This is a genomic window from Paenibacillus artemisiicola, from assembly GCF_017652985.1.
Classification (GTDB): domain Bacteria; phylum Bacillota; class Bacilli; order Paenibacillales; family Paenibacillaceae; genus Paenibacillus_Z; species Paenibacillus_Z artemisiicola.
Genome location: NZ_JAGGDJ010000002.1, coordinates 369437 through 388481, shown reverse-complemented (window position 1 = coordinate 388481; position 19045 = coordinate 369437). Strand labels below are relative to the sequence as shown.

Genomic DNA, 19045 nt, shown 5'->3' with positions numbered 1-19045 from the left:
CGGCTAGCGGCCATGCAGCCATAAAAAAAACGCACTGTCGCGATCGCAGACAGTGCGTTTTTTGAGTTTTTACCGCTTGGCGAAATAATGACCTTGCTCCAGATCGGCGAGCAGTCCGGGTTGGACGGGCTTCCAACCGAGCAGCGCCTTCGTCTCTTCGCTCGATCTCGCCAAGTCCAGCGATGCGACCATGCCTACGAATCCGAAGATCGCTTGCGCCTCTTCGCGCGAGATGCCGACGACCGGCACGTTCGCGCGGCGGCCGATGACGCCGGCAATGTCGCGGAACGGAATGCCCTCGTCGGCGACGCCGTCCAGTCGCGCGCCCGCGGGCGCGGCTTCTACGGCGAGGCGGAATAAGACCGCCGCATCCAAGCGATGAATCGCCGGCCAACGGTTGGCGCCGTCCCCAACGTAAGCCGATGCGCCTCTTTCCCGCGCGATCCTGATCAATTGCGGCACGAAGCCCTTATCTCCTTCTCCGTGCACGGATGGCGCAAGCGAGACGACCGATACCCTCACGCCTTGTTCGATGTACGCGAACGCCGCATCCTCCGATGCTTTGCCGTTCGCATGAGCGGTGAACACGAGCGGTTTACCGGAACCCGCAAGCCCCTCTCCCATCGCTTCGATGGCGCGAAGATCGGTTGCGAGCGAGGCGTCGAAATTCGCGAAATCGTGATTAAATGCCAGATGAATGACGCCGTCCGATGCGGCCGCGCAGCCGCGCAATGCATCCAGATCCTCGATAACGCCGCGGACCGCCTCGGCTCCCAGGCTTTCCAATACTTGAGCCCCCTGCTCCGAACGAGTCAGGCCGACGACCCGATGACCCGCGCCGATGAGCTCGGAGACAACCGCCGTCCCAATATAACCCGCTGCGCCCGTTACGAAAATACGCATAATCATGTACGCCTCCTTAAGCATTTGACGAAGAGATGACTCCAGTCTAAACTATGAAGTGAACTCTAAGGCAAGCGTTCGGAGGCAAGAAGAATCATGAAAATTCAAGAATTAGCGGACTTGATGGGGTTGACCCCCCACACGATTCGATTTTATGAGAAGGAAGGCTTGCTTGACGGCAGGCATATTCGGCGGGAGAAGAACAATTACCGCAACTACGCGGACGAAGCGGTCGGTCGGTTGAGGCTGATCAAGAAGTTTCAAGGCATCGGCTGCTCGTTGGCCGAGCTGAAGACGATTTTGCGGGATCACGATACGAACGCGCGCACGAACCAAGAAGTCATCGAATGGATTCTGCGGAAGATCGAGGAAATCGAGCGGAAGAAGGACGAATACGACCATATGCTCGACACGCTGAATTGGATGCTGACGTACAGGAAGCTCCTGAATGAAGACCCGCAGAAGGCCGAGGCGATGATGGCGGAACTACGCCGCCGAATGAACTTCTAGCCCGACTTGGCGAAAGGCCGGCCCTCCAAGCTTCGTAAAGCGCGCTCAAAGAAACTTCAAATCAGCTAACCGCTCTTCCAACATCGCGCGCAGCTCGTCCGGGATCCGCTCGAACGCGACCCCTTTTCCCAAGAACAAAAGCCAGTCCGCATAATACGCCAAGGCGTCGGCATCCGTCACGTCCAGCTGGACGTTGAACATCCCGCTCGACTGAAACATTCCGGTAAAGGACAAAATAATTCCCGGCGGGTGCATGCGCTTAAAGCGCTGAATGCCGGTCGCATCCAGCTTCACGACTAGATTGGACTGACGGGCACCGAGCCGTTTTTTGCTTGCGATCTCTTGCTCGGACCCCTTCATCTCCCGCTCGGAAATCGCCGAATCCCGCAGCAGCGCAACCGGCAAGTAACGAAACGCGTCCAGTTCGAAATCGTACACCTCGACCAACCACTGCGCGTTCGAGTTGAAAATATGCAGCACATACACGTCCAGCAACTGCGGCCAGCCCACACTCGGCTCGTAAGTCACGCGCAAATGCTTATCTTGCACGGCAAGCGAAATCAACTGGTTCAATTCTGCGGGCGCGGCGTCATCAAGCTCCAATAGATTCGGATTCGCGGGATTCGTATTTTCGAACAGCAAAATATTGTTCAGCTCGATCAGCTCGTCCTGCTGGGTTTGCGACGCGATGCCGATCAGTTTTTCCGTGATGGAACGGCGATTTTGCAAATAAGGCAGCTGCGAATTTTTCGAGGCCATGAAGCTGATGAAAATCGCCTTCAGCTCATCCGGCGTGAAGCGCGCGGCGGGCAGATACTGATTTTGCAGAACGGAGTAGCCGCCGCCGCGCCCAAGCTCGCTCGTCAGCGGGAATCCCATCGCCTGAATCTCGTTAATGTCGCGAATTGCCGTCGCGCGGGATATCTTGAACTCCCGCTGAATCTCGGCGATCGTAAAGTGCGCGCGGTTATTGATATAGCGCATGATCAGGTTCACTCGTTCGGTTTTATTCATGCTTTTATTGTATCAAAAACGCAGCCAAAAAAAATGTCCCTGCTTCTCGGACGATCCTTGCGGACTGGAAACCGAATCGGAATCTAACCGGTTATAGTAAACAAACCTTTACCTTTTTGACGCTCAATAAAGAGTATCAATTTTTGATACATTCAGCTACTAGAATCGGTCTTGTAGAACAAAACCCCTACAAGGAGCGATTAAAATGACGAATTACGCAATCAAAACCATCGCGGAAAACTACAAAATGACGGCTTTCGGCGTTACGTTCGAAGACTTCAACGACTGGGCCGGCAACGCGGCAAAAACGGCGGCGAAAAAAGCGGAAATCACGGAAAACGGCAAGCTAGCCGAACTGCTCGCGCTCGCGGACGGGCAAGAATATCAAATCAATTACGTCTTGGGCGGCAAGGGCTGGCGCGGCTTCGGCGTGATGGGCGCGTTCGACGCGGAAGGCGCGGTCGTCCTTGATTTCCTCGCCGGCGACTACATCGTCGTGCCTGGCACGGGCGCCGCCAAAGACCGGCTTGCCGACGAAATCACCGGCAAAGTCTTCGGCGGCCTGCTGCAAGAAATCACGGACTACAAATACGTAGGCCCGGGCAACTTCACCTTCGTCAAAGCAGCTGAAAACGGCGACTACGACGGCGAAATGTGGCTTCGCGCCCAAAAAACCGAAGGCTGATGACGATTGAATAAAACCCCGATAAAGGAGCGATGACATGACGGAATACACGCTCGAACACAAAAAATCATTCACCTTGACCGCTTATGGGTTTTCGATCCAGTCGAATTTCCAAGACATGCCGGCCATGCAAAAGGAAAAAGCCGAGTTCTGGGGCAAACTCAAGGCGGACGGGCGTTTCGAAAAGCTCAAAAGCACCGCGAAAGACGATCGCGAATGGTCGGTCAACGAGGTGTATCAAGGCAAACCGTGGAACTATTTCGCGGTGGAAGCCGGCAAATCGGTGGCTGACGCCACGCGCATCATCGAGTTTCCGGAGAGCGAATACATCGTGGTCGCCGGTAACGGCGACAAGGAAACGTTGTTTGACGAACTGACGTACCGCGCGTTCGGCGATGTCTTGGCCCGCATCACCGATTATGCGTACATCGGCGGTCCAAACGCGACGTATCGCATAGATAACGGCGACGGCACGTTCTACGGCGAATTTTGGGTGCCCGTGGTTAAAAAATAAAGCGCCCCGGCAGATAAATAAGCAGAGTCGACCAGCTCGGTCGTCTCTGCTTGTTTATCTTTCCTTGCGCGTCCGCAGAATGAGATTAACGTTAGCTATCGTATATCCATGCGTTTCAAGGACGGCCCTGTCCATCGAGGCGGGACCTTTCGGCCGCTCAGTTATCGGACAGCACGATCTCCCATTCGTGAATCTCGTAGCCTCGCGCGCCGAGCTTGACGTACGGATCCTGCTTGACCAGATCCTCCACCTCTTCGAGCGAGGAGCCGCGGTAGATGACCAGTCCGCCGGCGCCGTCGACGAAGCGGCCGTTGGCGTGAAGCCTGCCCGCCGCGCGGTTGTCGGCCAGGAATTGCAGGTGCTCCGCGCGGTAGGCGACGCTCTTCTCCGGATCCAGCATCGGCAGGAAGACGGCGAAATGCTTGCGCTCGCCCGCCTCCCGGCGCTTCCGGTCCTCCGCCGCCTGGTACTTGTACATGCCGGACATATCCGCGTCGCCGTAGCCTTCAAGCACGGCTTGATTGATCAGCGCCTGGGCCCGCTTGCCGGCGTTCAGCCGTACCTGGGACGCCGCTCCCATCTCCGCGGCCAGATTCATGTCCTTGGCCAGCAGCTTCAAGGCGAAGCCCGGCTCGAAGGAATCCTTGGCGATGAATTGCGTATAATGCCGCTCCATGATTTTGCTTTGGGCGAAGCTGTTGTTCAGGATGCCGAACAGCTTGTTGGAATCGAGCCCCGCCTGCCGCGCCAGCGCGTACGCTTCGCCGACCGCGAGCGTATGAATGCCGACCATCAGCTGGTTGATCAGCTTGACCGCGGAGCCGCTCCCCGCCTCGCCGACATAGCTGATCGACTTGCCGAACGCCTCGAGTACGCCGTGCACGCGCTGGAACGCCTCCTCGCGGCCGCCGACCATTACGCTCAGCGTTCCCGCTTCCGCGCCGGTCGTGCCGCCGCTGACCGGCGCATCCAAGAAGTCGATGCCGGCCTCGGAGGCCTGGGCGAAAAGCTTGCGGCTCAGCTCCGGCGAGGCGGTGCTGCAATCGATCAGCACAAGTCCATCATGAGCGTTCGCGATCAAGCCCTCCGCGCCGGCATAGACGCGCTCGACGTCCGCCGGCAGCGGGAGGCAGGTCAGGACGACGTCCATCCGCGCAGCCAGCTCGGCCAGCGACAATCCCGTGCGGCCTCCCTTGGCGGCGAACGCCTGCTCCTTGCCCTGACTGCGATTCTTCCCGTAAACTTCAAACCCCGCCTTCATTAAGTTAAGCGCCATTGGAAATCCCATGTTGCCCAGACCGACAAATCCGACTTTCATTCGATATCCCTCCTGTTTATGGGGTCAAGCGACTCCTCTTACGGCGAATGTCCCCTGCGCCGGCTTCAGCGCCGAACCGCTTCCTGCTTGCGCTTGCGAATCTCGCTCGGCAGCACGCCGACCTTTTTGCGGAACACTTTGCTGAAATACTTTTCGTCCGGGTAGCCGCACTTCTCGGCAATGCGGTAGATCGGTTCGTTCGTCTGGCTGAGCAGCGTCTTGGAGTGGTCGATGCGCGCGTCGCGGACGTATTCGTTGAACGTTTTGCCGGTGATGTTCTTGAAGCATTCGCTGAAGTAACTGCGGCTGATATGGACATCCTCCGCCACCTCCGTCAGCTTCAGATCGAGGCTGAGGTTGCGGTTGATGTAATCGACCGCCTTCATCATCCCCGCCATCATATCGTCGGAGTAATGATGGCCGAGAAAGGCGCTGCGAATCTCCTGGCGCACCTGATTCAACCATGCGAACCAATCGGCCCAGAAGCGCAGCTTGGAGCTATCGAACAACGCCGTGGGGTCGAGCGGGACGTATTTCTCCCACTGTACGAGAATCCAATAGAACATGCTCTCGAGCTTGTCGTTGGACGGGCGCACCTCCTCCAGCTCCGCCACGAGCTTGGCGTACCGCGATTCGTCGTACAGCAGCTCCAGCGACGACCAGCGCTCGCGCAGCTCGTACAGTTCCTTCTCCGAGAGCGGAAGCTTGTCCTTATCCGGCGCATCGAGCTCGATGTCGTACACGTTGCGGCCGTACCGGTATTCGTAGAAAAATTCGTGCTTGGCGTAGTCCGCCAACAGCTTCCAGAGCCGGTTGCGATTGCGGTCGCGAATCCCGCCTGCCCGGATGACCGCCCACTTGCCGGCCAATCCCAGCTGGCCGAACATCCGGTCGATGATCTCGTCCTCCCGAATCGGACTCATCTCCGATAGCAGCCAGACGTCGCGGTCGATCTCGCTGACCGCATGCTGCTGTTCCGGCGGCAGCAGCTCGCCGAGAAAGTCCGGACGGTCCGGCGTCAACGCGGCGAACAGCAGCGCCCGCTCCGATGCCTCGGGCACGGCGCTTCCCGCCGCGCGGTAAATGGACGGGTTGCCCGACGCCTTGTCCCCGCCTTCGCTTATGCGCCGCATGATCCGGCCCAAGATGTCGTACATATTGTCCTTCTCCAGCTCCACCTTGGCGATATAATCGATGGCCCCCAAGCGCAGCGCCTCCTGGACATATTCGAAATCCTGGTAGAAGGTCAGCATGACCACCCAGATGCTCGGGTAGCGGTCGCGAAGCTCGCGGAGCAGATCGATCCCCGACATCGTCGGCATGGCGATATCCGTCATGATCAGATCGACATGATGGTCCTCAAGAAATTGCAGCCCCTTCTTGCCGTTCTCCGCCTCGCCCACCACTTTCAGGTCGAAGTCGTCCCACGGCATGAGGGAAACAATCCCCTTGCGCACCAAATGGTCGTCATCCACGATCAGCACGTTCATCGTTGTCCGGCTCCTTTCGCTCGTAAGGAATTCGCATCCGAATCGCCGTCCCGCGGCCGATCCCGCTCTCGATCCGGAATTCGGCCCGCCCGCCGAATTGAAAATCGATCATCCGCCGCACATAGTTGATGCCGATGCCCATGCCCGCTTTCGCCCCGCGGCCGTCCTCCGCAGGTTGATTGTCGAGCGCCATCAGCCGGTTGATCGCCGCGTCGTCCATGCCGGCGCCGTTGTCGGTGACCGTGATGACAACGCGGCCGTCGCCGTCGAGATCGATCGTCACGCGAATGACGCCGTCGTCGGCCATGCCGCCGTGATAGAGGGCGTTTTCCACCAACGGCTGCAGGATGAAGCGCGGAATGAGCGCATCCCGGACGCGAGGATGGGTGTCGATCCGCACGTCGAACTGGAAGTTATAGCGAATTTGCTGCAGCGTCACGTAATGGCCGAGCGCGCCGATTTCATCCGCGATGGTGGCGATTTTGCCTTTACCCAAATTATAATACAAGACCCGGTTCAGCGTGGAGACGAGACGGTCGATTTCGTCATGGCCCTCCATCCGGGCCAGCCAGCGGATCGTATCCAGCGTATTATGGGTAAAATGCGGATTGATCTGGTACATCAATTTCTCGACTTCCATCGCGGCCTTGCGTTTCTCCTTCTCCCGCACTTCGCGCAGCAGCTCGCGAATCCGCGTCCGCATATCCTGAAAGCGCATCAGCAAAAAATCGAATTCCTTCACGTCGGTGAACGTCACCGGCGACAGGAAATTGCTCTTCGAGATCAGCACGATCTCCCGGTTCAAGCTTCGCAGCGGGCGGTAGACCGTCCGCCAGATCATCCATGCGAACAGGACGCTGACGCCGAGCGAGGAGGCCCCGAGGACGAAGAACCGCAGCAGCCACTGATCGATCTCGCGGTTGTATTCCGCCTTCGGAATGACGCTGACCAAGCTCCAGCCCTGCTTGCTCGCCTCGGTAAACAGATAATCGTCCTGCTGGGGGCTATCCGCCCTGAACTTGCTCCCGACCGTGAACGACTTCGATCCGGCATACGTAATCGAACCGGTATGGTCCACGACGAGCAGGCTGCCTCCGGCCGCTTCCCGGTCGCCGAACAGATCTTCCACGGACGTCTCGATATAAATATAGAGGATATTGTCCTCGATCTGGACCTTGCGCGCGATGGACAACACCTTCTGGCCGGTGGCGCCGAGAGAGTTGTAAGGCCCGAAATAGGCGAATCCCCGGTTGTCGGCGTAATTGTCAAATTCCGGCAGGCCGGACAGATCGAGCCCCGACGCCGGGCAGTAATTGGGAAAGAGCACCCGCCGGTCGTTCGGCGTCGCATAACAGACCATGCCCAGATTCGGGTTGGAGAAGCTGATCAAATTCAGCTCGTCGACGATCTGGTCGCGACGCAGTTTTTTCTTGTACAAATCGGCGGTCGTCAAATACTCGGACAGGTTCTGGCCGACGCTGCCGTCGAGCGACAGCTGCTGCGAGACGAACTTGAGGTTGTTGAGCGACGTATCCAGCGACTGCGCCGTTTGGCTGAGATTGCTGCGGATGCCGTCCTCGATTTTGTGCTCCAGGATGGAGTAAATCGTATAGTAGGAGATAGCGCCTACCAATGCGAGCGGGATCAGCGTGCTGGACAGCAGCACGGCGATCAGCTTGTTCTTGAGCGAGCGAGGACCCTTCAACATATGTAAAAGCGTTTTCATCTCTCCGCTCACCTTCCCCTGCCGGAGTTGGACGACAAGCAAATACGGGAGAGCGGCCCCCTTGCGGCCGACTGCCCTCCCGTTCGTTTCGCCGGCTTAGGTAACCGACCTGCCCTTGGCCGCCGCGTACAGGGCGTACCACTCCTCGCGGGTCATCAGCTCCGCCTGCCGCGCCGCATCCCGGCAGCGGAGAATCCGCTCCGGATTGGCCGTGCCGATGACCGGCTGAATGTTGGCCGGATGCTTCATGAGCCAGCCCAGCACGATCGCTTCGCCGGTCGTTTCCTTCCGCTCGGCCAGCGACGAGACCAGCTCGCTCGTGCGGATGACCGCTTCCGAGGCGCCCTCCTTGCTCCGGCCGGTATAAATCCCGTTCGCCAGCGAGGACCACGCCTGGAGCTGGATGTTTTCCAGCATGCAGTGCTCCAGCAGCCCTTCCGGGAAGACGACGCCGAGTCCCGCCTGCTGATTGACGTAGACGCCGCGGTCGGCGAAGTCCGAACGAAGCAGGCTCATCTCCATCTGGTTCGCCACCAGCGGCTCGGGCAGCGCGCGCTGCAGCAGGCGGATCTGGTGTACGTTCATATTGGATACGCCGAAGTGGCGGACCTTGCCGGAGCGCTTCAGCCGATCGAACGCCTCGGCGATCTCGTCCGGCCGGGCAAGCGGATCGGGACGATGCAGCAGCAGAATGTCCAGATAGTCCGTTTTCAGCCGGCTCAAGCTGCCGTCCACGGAGCGGAGAATGTGCGCCTTGGAGAAATCGTAGCGCTGCGGGCCGTCCTCATCGGCAAAGCGGATGCCGCATTTCGACTGGATCACGATCGATTCCCGCAGGCCCGGGCGGCTCTGGAGAACGCTTCCAAAAATTTCTTCCGCTTTGCCGCCGGTGTAGATATCGGCGTGGTCGAACATCGTCATGCCGGCTTCGAGCGCGGCATCGACGGCCCGCTCCGCCTTGAGCAGATCCGTGCCGGTGAGCGGGTCGAAATTGTTGCTTCCGCCAAGTCCGGTCGTTCCGTAAATGATGCGGCTGTTCGTAATGTTGCGTTCCTGCAATGGAAACAAGTTCATCGGAAGCCCTCCGTAATCGAGTGTCGATTGTCTCTATTATATACCTGATTCCGGAACGCCCGTAAGTCAAGAATGTCCGCAATCATGTCGGCAATTGTCTCGAATTCCCAAACGGCGGCATCTCGCCGGACGTTTGTCCGCCTTTTCATCGGACGTTTTTCGCCTTGCAATCGAAGGAGGACAAGCGCAAGGCCTTGCCCTCACTTCATCCTAGGATAGGTCTCGAAATGGATCTTCCGCTTAGTCCGCCATCGCCGTTTGACGAAGCACGAAGTAAGGAACGGCGGACATATCGCGATCGAAGCCCGGAACCATCCATACCTCATCCCCGAGGCGCAGCTCGAAAAAATACAGGAGCGGGTAGGGGGAATCGGTGTAGGAATCCGGGATCGCCGCCGTAAACGCGGCACCTTCGCGCTTAAATTCCGCGACGGCGTAGCGTTCGGCCTGGTTAACGCGGCGGTAGTGGAGCCGGACCTCCGCTTCGGGCGAGTCGCCGAAATCCGGGACCGTCAGGCCGACCGTAACCGGCGTCCCGCGCCTATACGGTCCCGGAACGTCGTGCGTCCACCGCGGCATCGCGCTGCGGACGCGCGTCAGCGCGCCGGCGAGCTCGCCGGCTTCTCCGGACTCCACGGCTGTGGCGGGCTCAGCGGTTATGGCGTACTCCGCAGCCGTGTTGGACTCCGCCGCTGTGGCGGCTTTATCCGGAAGACTCCCGCGCAGACGCTCCAGCTCGGCGATATCCGCGTCGATCCCCTCGATTCGGTCGGCCCAGCTGCCGCGCATATACGGCCGGTGGCCGAAGGCCAGATCGCGCTTGTAGATGCCGTCGGCCGCGGCGGACAGTCCCGTCCATGCCTCTCTCGCCGATCGGTATTGCTCCAGCGACTGCGTCAGCCAGTCGGGGTCGCCGGCGCGCTCGAACAGCGCGTAGGCGATGCCCGCGCGGAATTTGCGGGCGAAGAACCGTCCCAGCCCCGCCATAATCCGCACGTCGGCGGACAATCTCCGGAAGGACGCCTCGCCCGGATCGTCGGCGGCTTCCTCCGCGGCTCGCAGCTCGCGCTCCGCCTCGTCCGCCCATTCGTCCAGTCTCGCGGCCGTCTCGGCGGGCGTTACCTTACGGCTTCGCCGGCCGGAGACCGCGTCGTCGGCATATTCGTTGACCGATGCGAACAATGCCGGATCGAGCGGACTCGCGGCTCCGAACGTCTTGGGCTCCGGCAGGTCGTACTCGAGATGCGACGGCGTCGTGCGGATCATCGCCAGATTCGTGTAGATTTCCGGCCAATAGTCGACGTTGGCCGATGACGGATGATGCGCGACCGTGACGAGCGGCAAAATCCGGCTCGCCGCGGCCAGAGCCGCTTCCGCCCGTGCGGCCGCGGGACCGTATGCGCGGCGCAGCGGACGTCTCCAGACCTCCGGATCCGCGTCCGGATTATACAGCAGTCGGCCCCACAGCAGGTAGGCATACCCGTATTTGATCCAATCCTTCCCGTTCAGGCGAAGCGACTCGTCGTCGTAGAGCTCGCGGCCATCATCGCGGCCGGATGTTTTGCGCCCCTTGAAGGCCAGCGGCTCGAACAGCTCCAAGCCGGCGGCGCCGCAGAACGCGGCTGCTCTGCCGAATCCAGCCGCCATGACGGGATCGCCCCAGAGCAGTACCCGCTGCGTCCCCGGCCATACCCGGAAGACGATGTCGTAGTCGCGGGCCTCCGTCAGAAAATCCGCATAGCCGTAGCGCGTCGCTTTGCGCGAGCCGGCGGTGACCGCCGCGTACTTCGCGCCCTGGAAATCGGCCTCGGGCATCTCGCGCTCGCGGTTTGCCGCCTGATGGTACGGCAGGCCAAGATGCTCCGCCCAATACTTCGGCGACACGGTCACCTGCTTGCCCGTCGTGGCCTGGACCATCCGGATCATCTCGAAGTCGACGCCCTTCGAATGAATGTCGACGCCGATCGGGCGCTCGCAGGCCCGGATGCCGGAGAGCGCGGACCGCCAGAATTCGTGAGCGGGTTCGGGAATGCCGCTCTCGTAGTGGACGCGCAGCGTCAGCCCGTCGATCGCGGGGACCGACGCGAGCAGCAGCGACAGCGCATCGCGGCAATAGGCCGCGTGGTTGTCCGGCGTCAGCCCCGTGATCCGGTAATGCGGATCGGGGCTGTCCGGCAGATCATACGTATTCGTCCAGATGCCAAGCTGAAAATCGAGACCGCGGCGCTTCGCCTGTTCCCCGATGTAGCGGAGCGCCTCCAGATTAAGCGCGGCCTCGCCCTCGGCCAGTCCCTCCGCCTTCAAGTCGTAGCCCGGAACGGACAGCAGAAACGGATAGGCGAAATAGAGGTAATTGTCGCGGATATCCGGATCGTGGCCGTAATCGTAGCCCATGCCGAAGGCCAAGTTAAACCGGTTGAAGCGGTGCGACGCCAATTCCGTCAAGTACGCGTCCCAGAACGACCGGTCGCGGAACCAGCCCTTGTCTTCCGTCTCGCTGACGAACATCCGGCTGACGCTTCGCACGCGCGCCGCCGGCGCCTCGACGATGCGATCCAGCCCGTGCAGCGCGGATAGCGGATCGGCCGATTCGCCGGTATCGCGAACGCGACCTTCGAGCTCCAGCAGCCCATAGACCAGCCCGCGAATGCCGGGCGAATCGACCGAGATGACCGTTACGCGCTCCTCCGTCTTCCGCTCGATTGCGAATTTCTCCGCGTCGAGCGGCGATGCGCCGTCATTCCGATGGCCGGCATAGCCGATCTCGACGACGATCTCCGCTCCCGCCGCCCGTTCCGGCCATGTCGGCAGCTCGGCCGCGATGCCGCGTCCGCGCAGCGTCTCCGCCAATCGCTCCGCCGCCCAAACAACGGGCTCGGCGCTATCCAGGCCATGGCCAGCGCCGACGATAATCTCCGCCAGACGCCGCTCGCCGCGCGATGGTGTCCCTGCCATTGATGCCTTCCCCCTCTTCTACCAATCGCGAACGGAGCCGTCCAGCGCCTTCAGCTTCGGCGTCGTGCCCGGCTTCGGCGGACGCGCCAGCGCGGCCGCCTCGGAGAATTCGACGCCGAGCCCCGGCCCTAAGAGCGGCAAGGCATAGCCGTTCTCCACGACGGGATACGGCGAGGCGACGTCCGTGTTCAGATCCTTCGGATCGCTCGCCGATGCGGGAAGCTCGAGCAGCGCCACGTTCGAAAAGGCGAGCGAGACGTGCATGCTGGCCGCCGTGCCGACCGGCCCCCAGTTATTATGGGGCACCAGATTGATGTAATGGGTCTCGGCCATCGCCGCGATCTTGCGCATCTCTGTGATGCCCCCGCACCAGCAGACGTCCGGGCGCAAGTAGTCCACCAGCCCGCTCTCGACCAGCTCGCGGAATTCGAACTTATTATGGCTGCGCTCGCCCGTTGCGAGCGGGATGCTCGTAAACGGTCTCAATCTGCGGTACGCCTGCGGATTCTCGTGCCGGATCGGATCCTCGAGGTAGAGCGGACGGTACTTCTCCACGATTTTCGCCAGCATCACCGCGTAATCCGGATCGTAGCGGCCGTGGCATTCGAGGATGAGATCCACGTCCTCGCCCACCGCGGCGCGGATCGCTTCGGTGTACTCGACCTGCTGCATGACGGCGCGCTTGTGATCGTGCAGATGGAGCGCGTCCCAGTCGTGGAACGCCCGGTAACGGATCGCGGTGACGCCGCGGTCGGCAAGCTTTTTCGCCTTGCCGGCGATCTCCTCCGCCGTCTTGCCCGCGACCGGACCGTACACTCTGACCTTGTCGCGCGCCAGGCCGCCGAGCAGCTGGTACACGGGCACGCCGAGCGCCTTGCCCTTGATGTCCCACAGCGCGATATCGATCGCCGCGATCGCCGATCCCGTCACCGGCCCCCCTCGCGCGAACAACGTGCGAAAGCACATCTGCCAAAGATGCTCGATGCGCGTCGCGTCCTCGCCGATCAGATAGGGCTTCAGTTCCTCGATCATGCCGATGACCGCCCGCGGAGTGAAGCTCGTCCCTTCTCCGTAGCCGGCGATGTCCTCGTCCGTTTCAACCTTGACGAATACGCCTTCGCCGGACAATATCGCGATTACGTTCGTGATTTTCATGCGTCTCCCCCTCCGTCATATGCGTCTGATATGGTAGAGACCTTTGACGTTATCCATCGGCTCGTATGCATCGGAGATATCTTCCATGCGGAACAGCTGCTTCGCGCGCTCCGACAGGTTGTCGTAGACGTTCCGCGGAATCGGCATTCGGCCGCTGGTCGCGTCCCATGCCCGCTGATAGATGAACGTGAACAGGCCGCGCGGCTTGTCGGAGCGGTTCGGGCAGCCGCGATGCCAGGTCTTCTTGTCGCGGATCAGGAACGACCCCTTCGGCATGATCGCCGCCTGAAAGTGCATCGCTTCGCCCAGCTTCTGAATCATCTTGCCGTTCTTGAACACATGGTCCGGGTTGAGATGCGTGCCGCCCGGGTAAAATTCCGTCGCGCCGTTCAGCTCGGTGAAGTCGCACAGCGGAACGTGCAGCACGAGGCTGTGGATCGGCGTGGTGAAGTTGAACGTCTCCGGGAACAGCGGCCCCGTGTCGGAATGGACTGGCTGCTTCTTCGTGCCGCCCGGCATCGAGTTGTTCGACGCGAGGTAGCGCAGCGTCAGATCCCGGCCGAGAATTTGCTCGGCGATGTCGAGGAAGATCGGATTGGCGACCACGTCGTCTTCGATGAACGGCGCCGCGAACGGCAGATCCATCCGCACGTTGCCCGTCGCCCCCCCGGCGTTGAACTCGCCGTCGCCGAAGACGTAGTTTTTCTCGAATTCGGTGAGCACCTTGGTAAAGGCTTCGTTGATGTAATCCGTCCGCTCGGCGCCAAGCACGTCTTCGATGATAATCGCCCCGTTGGCCCGCAGCAGCGCGGTTGCGAATTCCAGCTTGTCGGCGTCCATCCTGCCGTTCTTGCGTTCTTCTTCGGATAATTGAATGTTCATGGTAGAGCTCCTTTCGTAAGCCGGGTTCTAGGAATGGCAGCAAGCGAAAGCGGCAATCGTTGCGTTAGGCTTGTTTATGCGGAATCGCTTCGAACCGAAGCAGCCGTTTCAGCCGGTCCGAGCCGTTGTCGAACACCTCGCCGGATACCTGCTGGCGGCCGCCGGTAATATCCCACCAGCGCTGGTAGGTCAGCGCCAAGGTGACGTTGTCGCTGCCGATCGCGTTGGGCCGCTCGCGGTGCCACAGACGGGAATCGCGAAGCAGCACGGCGCCTTTGCGAAGCGCGATCGTTTCGGAAGGCATCGAGCCGGCCAGCTTCCGAACCATTGATTCCCCGTAGCGGATCGCGAAATGCTCCGGCTGCGTATGCGTGCCCGGAAACAGCTCCGGGGCGCCTCCGCTTGCCTCCATATCGCCAAGCCCGATCGTCACCTGAATTTTATGAGCGGGAAACCGCGCATTCTCCGTCTCGGGGAAGAGCGGCTTCGAATCGATCGTCACCTCGCCGGACGCCTCGTTCCCCGCGGCGATCCGCTCGACGGCAACGGCCCGCAGCACGCAGTCCGCCCCGATGAGTTGATCCACCGGTGCGAGAATCGCGCCGTTCTCGACGATATCGGAGGCAATGAACGGTTCTTCGATCGGCAGGGCGACTCGCGTGCCATCTCCGCTGCCTGCGTGCGGCTGCCGCGAGACAAACGCCTTTATTTCGTCCGCCCGTTCGGGTGAAAAGACGTTTTCGAGAATGACGTACCCCTTCGTGCTCAATAGCGCGACGGCGTAGTCGAGTTTATCCGGCGCAAGCGTGCCGCTCCGTCTCTCTTCTTCATTCAATCGAATATTCATGGCCAGTCTCCTTTCGAATCTCGCTTCATGACCTCGTCTGCATGGACACCTTTATCGTAATGGAAGAGACGCCCGAACCAGGGGCAATTCAATCGCGAAACTACGGCTGCGAACATCCTCGCTGACCGAAGCTCGAGGCGGGAAGCGGATCATATTCCCCCTATTCCCTGCCTAATTTCCTCTATATAAGCCGCTGATGCCGGTGAAGCCGGCCGCTGTTATTCTTTTACCGATCCGATCATAATGCCGTGAATAAAGAAGCGCTGGATGAACGGATAGACCGCCACGATCGGAATCATCGAGACGATGATTTTCGCGGCATTCAACGTTTTATTCGAAATTTGGGACAGCTTGGCCGCCTCTTCGCCCGTCACCTTCGACAAGTCGACCTGCACGACGAGCTGCTGGATATACGTTTGCAGCGGATAATTTTCCGTCTTGCTCATAAAGACAAGTCCGTCGAGAAAGCTGTTCCAGTGGGTGACGAGACTGAACAGCGTCACCGTGGCCAGCGCGGGAACGGCGAGCGGCACATAGATGCCCAGCATCAGGTACCACGGACCGGCGCCGTCGATTTCCGCCGCCTGATCCAGCTCCTTCGGAATGCTGCGGAAGAAGTTCATAAGCAGAATGACGTTGAAGACGGGAACGGCCACCGGCAGCACCAGGGACCAGATGGAATTCAGCATGCCAAGGTTTTGCACCGTCAAATAAAGCGGGATCAGACTGCTCTTGAAGAGCATGGTGAACACGAGAAACCACATGAACAGATTCCGCAGCTTGAATTCCTTGGTCGTTCTGGACAAGGGGAACGCAACCAAAATCGTCAAGGCGAAATTGACGATGCCCCCCAACAAGACGCGCTTGATCGAAACCCAGAAGGCGAGGAAGAATTCCTTGTCCCCGATGACCAAGTTGTAGGAATTCATATTGAAATCGACCGGCCACATGCCGACCCGGCCCGCATTGGACGCGACGCTGCTGCTGAAGGACAGCGCGAACGTGTGCCAGATCGGACCTAAGCTCAAAATGCTGACGATGCTTAGCACGACAAGGATAACCGTATCTCCGATCGTGCCTTTCTTGTTGCGCTTGCGCGCGATCTTGCCGCTGTACGCCTGCGCGTTCGACGAATTTCCGCTCATCGCGGCCGACGCCTCCTTTCCCATCAGAACACCCGATAGTTGCTGAACTTGTTGGCAAGCGTGTAGGCCAGGACGATCAGAATGAAGCTGAGCACCGATTTCAGCAGCCCCATCGCGGTAGCCAGGGAATACTGAAGCTCCAGCAGACCCGCCCGGTACACGTACGTGTCGATGATGTCGCCGGATTGGTACACCGCCGGATTGTACAGGTTGAACACCTGATCGAAGCCGGCATTCAGCACGTTGCCGATCGCAAGCGTCGACAGCAGGACGATGGTCGTTCTGACGCCGGGCAAGGTGACGTGCCAGATGCGCTGCATTCGGGTCGCGCCGTCCACCTCCGCCGCCTCGTTTAGCGAGGGATTGATGCCGGTCAGCGCCGCCAGATAGATGACGAGATTGAAGCCGAGCTCCTTCCACACGTCGCTGCCGACGATAATGGTCGGGAACCATTTATTGCTGCCGAGGAACAGAATCGGATCGACGCCGAACCAGCCGATCATCGTATTGACCACCCCGTTCAGATCGAGGATCTCGACCAGAATCCCGGAGAGGATGACCCACGACAGGAAGTGCGGCAGATAGACGATCGTCTGTACCCAGCGCTTGAAGACGATATTTTTCACTTCGTTCAGCATGATCGCGAAAATCAGGGGAAACACCAGATTGAACACGATCTTGAGCGTCGCCAGTAGAAGCGTATTTTTGAAAATCGTCCAGCTGTCGTTCATTTGGAACATGTATTTGAAATTATCCAGACCGACCCAGGTCTGATCGCTGAGCGGCACCCCCGGCGAGTAATCCATGAAGGCGACGATCGAACCGAGCAGCGGCGTGGTCTCGAAGGTCAGCAGCAGTACGATGCCCGGAATGAGCATAAACAAATAATGCTTTTGCGCTTTTGAAAAATTCATGAGCCTCGCCCCTCGCCTATCCATCCCGAAAATGTTGACCGGCGCCAGGCCGAATGCCGCCTGACGCCGATCCGTATTCGCGCGGATTTCGTTATTGTTTGATCGCCGCTTCGACTTCCTTCGTAATCGTATCCCCGCCTTGCGCTTTCCAGTCCTTGACGAAGGTGTCGAAGGAATCGAGCGGCGCTTCGCCGATGACGATCTTCAGGAACGTTTCGTTCTCCATCTTCGTCAGGTTGGCCCATCTGGACTTCATCGTCGCCGTCGGCGAGTAGAGCAGACTGGAGACTTCGTTGTACTTGTTGTCCAGCGGCGCTCCGCCGACGATGTACGCCTGGAAGCCTCCGATGGTGGTCGGATTCAAGCCGTCCTTGTCCGCCTGCGGGTAATATTTGTCGACCAACGTATCCGTAGCGGGATCCTTCACGTACTTCTTGGCATAGTCGTACGCTTGCTTGGCGTCGGGCTCCAGCGTGGCCGGGTCGACCTTGCCGTTAAGCGCGTCGAGGATGGCGTGCCGTCTCGTGGACACGGCGTTCGTGTCGTCCATGTTGACGCGGAAAATATTGAGCGCGTCGTCGATGTTCGTATTTTGAACCGTCGTATCCCATTGATTCTGCACGCCGTCGGGCAGATCCGTGGCATGGCGGTTTACGCCGACCGTCAGGTTGATGCCCTTCATCAACGCTTCCGGATGCTCGAAGCCTTTGCGCACGACCATATAGTCGCGCGACGGCGGCTGCATGTGGGTATTCAGGTTGCCGTTGTCGTCGACCGGTCCCGGATAAGCCACCCACTGCGCATCCGGATTTTGCTTGAACGAATCGCCGATGTTGCCCCAGCCCATCCACCACGGGCCGAAGAACATGCCGCCTTGACCATTGATGTACGATTCGTCCGGATTTTCGCGAAGGAAGAACTGCTTGTCGATCAAGCCTTGCGAATACCAGTCGCGCAGCGTGGCCAGCGCGTCCTTCGTTTGCGGCTGGATCGAGCCGTATACGACGTTGCCCTTATCGTCCTTGACCCAGTTTCTCGGGTAGGAGTTATAGGAAGCGAAGATCGCGTCGAAGCCATGGGCGCGGTTGCCGTCGGAGTCGGACAGCATATCCGTAATCGGACCGGTCAGGCCGATGGTGTTCGGGCCGCCCATCTTGTTGTCGATGAAGGCTTTGGCGATTTTCGCCACGTCATCGCGCGTTTTCGGCGGCTGCAGGCCGAGCTTATCCAGCCAGTCCTTACGGATCCACAGCACCGTCACGGCGTCCCCTTTGATGTTGATGCTCGGAATGCCGTACAGCTTGCCGTCGAACGTGGCCGAATCCAGCGCCGCGCCGCCGTCCTGGAGCTTCTTGACCATGGAAGAAGCGTAATTGTCGTACGTATCGGTCAGGTCCTCGAGCAGACCGGCCTTGACCATCAAGCGAAGCTGCTCTTCGTTGACTTGCATGGCGTCGGGCAGCTCTCGGCTTGCGATGGCGAGCATCGCTTTTTGATCGTAGGGATCGCCGTCGACCGCGCTCCAATCGCGGCTCAGCTTGATGTTCAGGTTCTTCTCGTAAAACTGCGTCATGGCATTGTCTTCGACCGTTTGGCCTGCCGGCAGGCCTTTGTCTCCCGAAGGAAGGTCCTGGGCGATCTTGATCGTAACCGTTGCGTCGTACTTGCCGTAAGGATCGGCTGCTTGCGTATCCGTTTTGCCGGCATCGCCGTTTCCCGCGCCGGCATCGCCGCTGGTTGAGCCGGCATCCGCGTTAGCGCTCGGCTGCGATGCATTCGCTGCGCCGTTCGTGTTCCCTTCGTTGTCAGACGCCTTGCTGCAAGCGCTTGCAAGAAACATAACGGCGATCACGGTACCGAGTACCATCTGCTTTCTCATTGATTAACCTCCCTCTCGAATTAGGCAATGGGGG

General features: G+C 59.8%; 16 protein-coding genes and 1 pseudogene. 3 read left to right on the top strand and 14 right to left on the bottom strand.

Annotated features, from left to right (window positions below; translation table 11 throughout):
• Positions 1-69 precede the first annotated feature (69 nt).
• The gene (locus I8J29_RS04990; protein ID WP_208846741.1) at positions 70-903 is read right to left on the bottom strand and encodes an SDR family oxidoreductase; all 834 of its coding nucleotides are present in this window, start codon (positions 901-903) and stop codon (positions 70-72) included.
• A 96-nt stretch (positions 904-999) separates the two neighbouring features.
• Between I8J29_RS04990 and I8J29_RS04985 the strand changes: the two genes are divergently transcribed.
• Positions 1000-1413: a MerR family transcriptional regulator gene (locus I8J29_RS04985; protein WP_208846559.1), complete on the top strand. Its 414-nt coding sequence runs from the start codon at positions 1000-1002 to the stop codon at positions 1411-1413.
• Between the two features lie 45 nt (positions 1414-1458).
• On the opposite strand, the gene I8J29_RS04980 is transcribed toward I8J29_RS04985, so the two are convergent.
• Entirely contained in the window at positions 1459-2427 is a 969-nt protein-coding gene (locus I8J29_RS04980; RefSeq protein WP_276316246.1) for a helix-turn-helix transcriptional regulator, read from the bottom strand.
• A 205-nt stretch (positions 2428-2632) separates the two neighbouring features.
• Here I8J29_RS04980 and I8J29_RS04975 point away from each other — a divergent pair, with 205 nt between their 5' ends.
• Positions 2633-3112 carry a hypothetical protein gene (locus I8J29_RS04975; protein WP_208846557.1) on the top strand — a complete coding sequence of 160 codons (480 nt, stop codon included), beginning with the start codon at positions 2633-2635 and terminating at the stop codon, positions 3110-3112.
• A gap of 37 nt (positions 3113-3149) precedes the next feature.
• Complete coding sequence (locus I8J29_RS04970; protein ID WP_208846556.1) at positions 3150-3626, top strand: GyrI-like domain-containing protein; 477 nt, start codon at positions 3150-3152, stop codon at positions 3624-3626.
• A gap of 157 nt (positions 3627-3783) precedes the next feature.
• Here I8J29_RS04970 and I8J29_RS34395 read toward each other — a convergent pair whose 3' ends face one another.
• The 12 genes and pseudogenes from I8J29_RS34395 to I8J29_RS04915 form a co-directional block, all read right to left on the bottom strand.
• On the bottom strand, positions 3784-4026 hold the full coding sequence (locus I8J29_RS34395; RefSeq protein ID WP_338113060.1) for a YciI family protein: 243 nt from the start codon (positions 4024-4026) through the stop codon (positions 3784-3786).
• Between the two features lie 78 nt (positions 4027-4104).
• Positions 4105-4947: pseudogene (locus I8J29_RS04965) on the bottom strand (NAD(P)-dependent oxidoreductase); the annotation flags it as partial.
• Between the two features lie 62 nt (positions 4948-5009).
• Positions 5010-6434, bottom strand: coding sequence for a response regulator transcription factor (locus I8J29_RS04960; protein ID WP_208846554.1), 1425 nt, complete (start codon positions 6432-6434; stop codon positions 5010-5012).
• Positions 6412-8160 carry a sensor histidine kinase gene (locus tag I8J29_RS04955; RefSeq protein WP_208846553.1) on the bottom strand — a complete coding sequence of 583 codons (1749 nt, stop codon included), beginning with the start codon at positions 8158-8160 and terminating at the stop codon, positions 6412-6414. Before I8J29_RS04955 ends, I8J29_RS04960 begins: the two co-directional genes overlap by 23 nt.
• Positions 8161-8256: 96 nt before the next feature.
• Positions 8257-9234 (bottom strand): aldo/keto reductase, encoded by a 978-nt coding sequence (locus tag I8J29_RS04950; protein ID WP_208846552.1) that lies wholly within the window; start codon positions 9232-9234, stop codon positions 8257-8259.
• Between the two features lie 240 nt (positions 9235-9474).
• A complete protein-coding gene (locus I8J29_RS04945) occupies positions 9475-12189 on the bottom strand; it encodes a hypothetical protein (protein ID WP_208846551.1) in 2715 nt (904 codons plus the stop codon).
• A gap of 18 nt (positions 12190-12207) precedes the next feature.
• Entirely contained in the window at positions 12208-13344 is a 1137-nt protein-coding gene (dgoD, locus tag I8J29_RS04940; protein ID WP_208846550.1) for a galactonate dehydratase, read from the bottom strand.
• 15 nt (positions 13345-13359) lie between these two features.
• Positions 13360-14226: a phytanoyl-CoA dioxygenase family protein gene (locus tag I8J29_RS04935; protein WP_208846549.1), complete on the bottom strand. Its 867-nt coding sequence runs from the start codon at positions 14224-14226 to the stop codon at positions 13360-13362.
• Positions 14227-14290: 64 nt separating this feature from the next.
• Positions 14291-15073: a phytanoyl-CoA dioxygenase family protein gene (locus I8J29_RS04930; RefSeq protein ID WP_208846548.1), complete on the bottom strand. Its 783-nt coding sequence runs from the start codon at positions 15071-15073 to the stop codon at positions 14291-14293.
• 218 nt (positions 15074-15291) lie between these two features.
• Positions 15292-16176: a carbohydrate ABC transporter permease gene (locus tag I8J29_RS04925; protein WP_420831097.1), complete on the bottom strand. Its 885-nt coding sequence runs from the start codon at positions 16174-16176 to the stop codon at positions 15292-15294.
• 65 nt (positions 16177-16241) lie between these two features.
• A complete protein-coding gene (locus I8J29_RS04920) occupies positions 16242-17132 on the bottom strand; it encodes an ABC transporter permease (protein ID WP_208846546.1) in 891 nt (296 codons plus the stop codon).
• 91 nt (positions 17133-17223) lie between these two features.
• Positions 17224-19011, bottom strand: coding sequence for a type 2 periplasmic-binding domain-containing protein (locus tag I8J29_RS04915; protein WP_208846545.1), 1788 nt, complete (start codon positions 19009-19011; stop codon positions 17224-17226).
• Between the last annotated feature and the right edge of the window lie 34 nt (positions 19012-19045).

Bases quoted from the DNA above. Each gene is read 5' to 3' on its own strand.
- I8J29_RS04915 (WP_208846545.1), bottom strand. From the start codon at position 19,011: ATGAGAAAGCAGATGGTACTCGGTACCGTGATCGCCGTTATGTTTCTT.
- I8J29_RS04960 (WP_208846554.1), bottom strand. From the start codon at position 6,434: ATGAACGTGCTGATCGTGGATGACGACCATTTGGTGCGCAAGGGGATT.
- I8J29_RS04970 (WP_208846556.1), top strand. From the start codon at position 3,150: ATGACGGAATACACGCTCGAACACAAAAAATCATTCACCTTGACCGCT.
- I8J29_RS04985 (WP_208846559.1), top strand. From the start codon at position 1,000: ATGAAAATTCAAGAATTAGCGGACTTGATGGGGTTGACCCCCCACACG.
- I8J29_RS04975 (WP_208846557.1), top strand. From the start codon at position 2,633: ATGACGAATTACGCAATCAAAACCATCGCGGAAAACTACAAAATGACG.
- I8J29_RS04935 (WP_208846549.1), bottom strand. From the start codon at position 14,226: ATGAACATTCAATTATCCGAAGAAGAACGCAAGAACGGCAGGATGGAC.
- I8J29_RS34395 (WP_338113060.1), bottom strand. From the start codon at position 4,026: ATGCTGGATCCGGAGAAGAGCGTCGCCTACCGCGCGGAGCACCTGCAA.
- I8J29_RS04950 (WP_208846552.1), bottom strand. From the start codon at position 9,234: ATGAACTTGTTTCCATTGCAGGAACGCAACATTACGAACAGCCGCATC.
- I8J29_RS04945 (WP_208846551.1), bottom strand. From the start codon at position 12,189: ATGGCAGGGACACCATCGCGCGGCGAGCGGCGTCTGGCGGAGATTATC.
- I8J29_RS04990 (WP_208846741.1), bottom strand. From the start codon at position 903: ATGCGTATTTTCGTAACGGGCGCAGCGGGTTATATTGGGACGGCGGTT.
- I8J29_RS04920 (WP_208846546.1), bottom strand. From the start codon at position 17,132: ATGAATTTTTCAAAAGCGCAAAAGCATTATTTGTTTATGCTCATTCCG.
- dgoD (WP_208846550.1), bottom strand. From the start codon at position 13,344: ATGAAAATCACGAACGTAATCGCGATATTGTCCGGCGAAGGCGTATTC.
- I8J29_RS04930 (WP_208846548.1), bottom strand. From the start codon at position 15,073: ATGAATATTCGATTGAATGAAGAAGAGAGACGGAGCGGCACGCTTGCG.
- I8J29_RS04955 (WP_208846553.1), bottom strand. From the start codon at position 8,160: ATGAAAACGCTTTTACATATGTTGAAGGGTCCTCGCTCGCTCAAGAAC.
- I8J29_RS04980 (WP_276316246.1), bottom strand. From the start codon at position 2,427: ATGAATAAAACCGAACGAGTGAACCTGATCATGCGCTATATCAATAAC.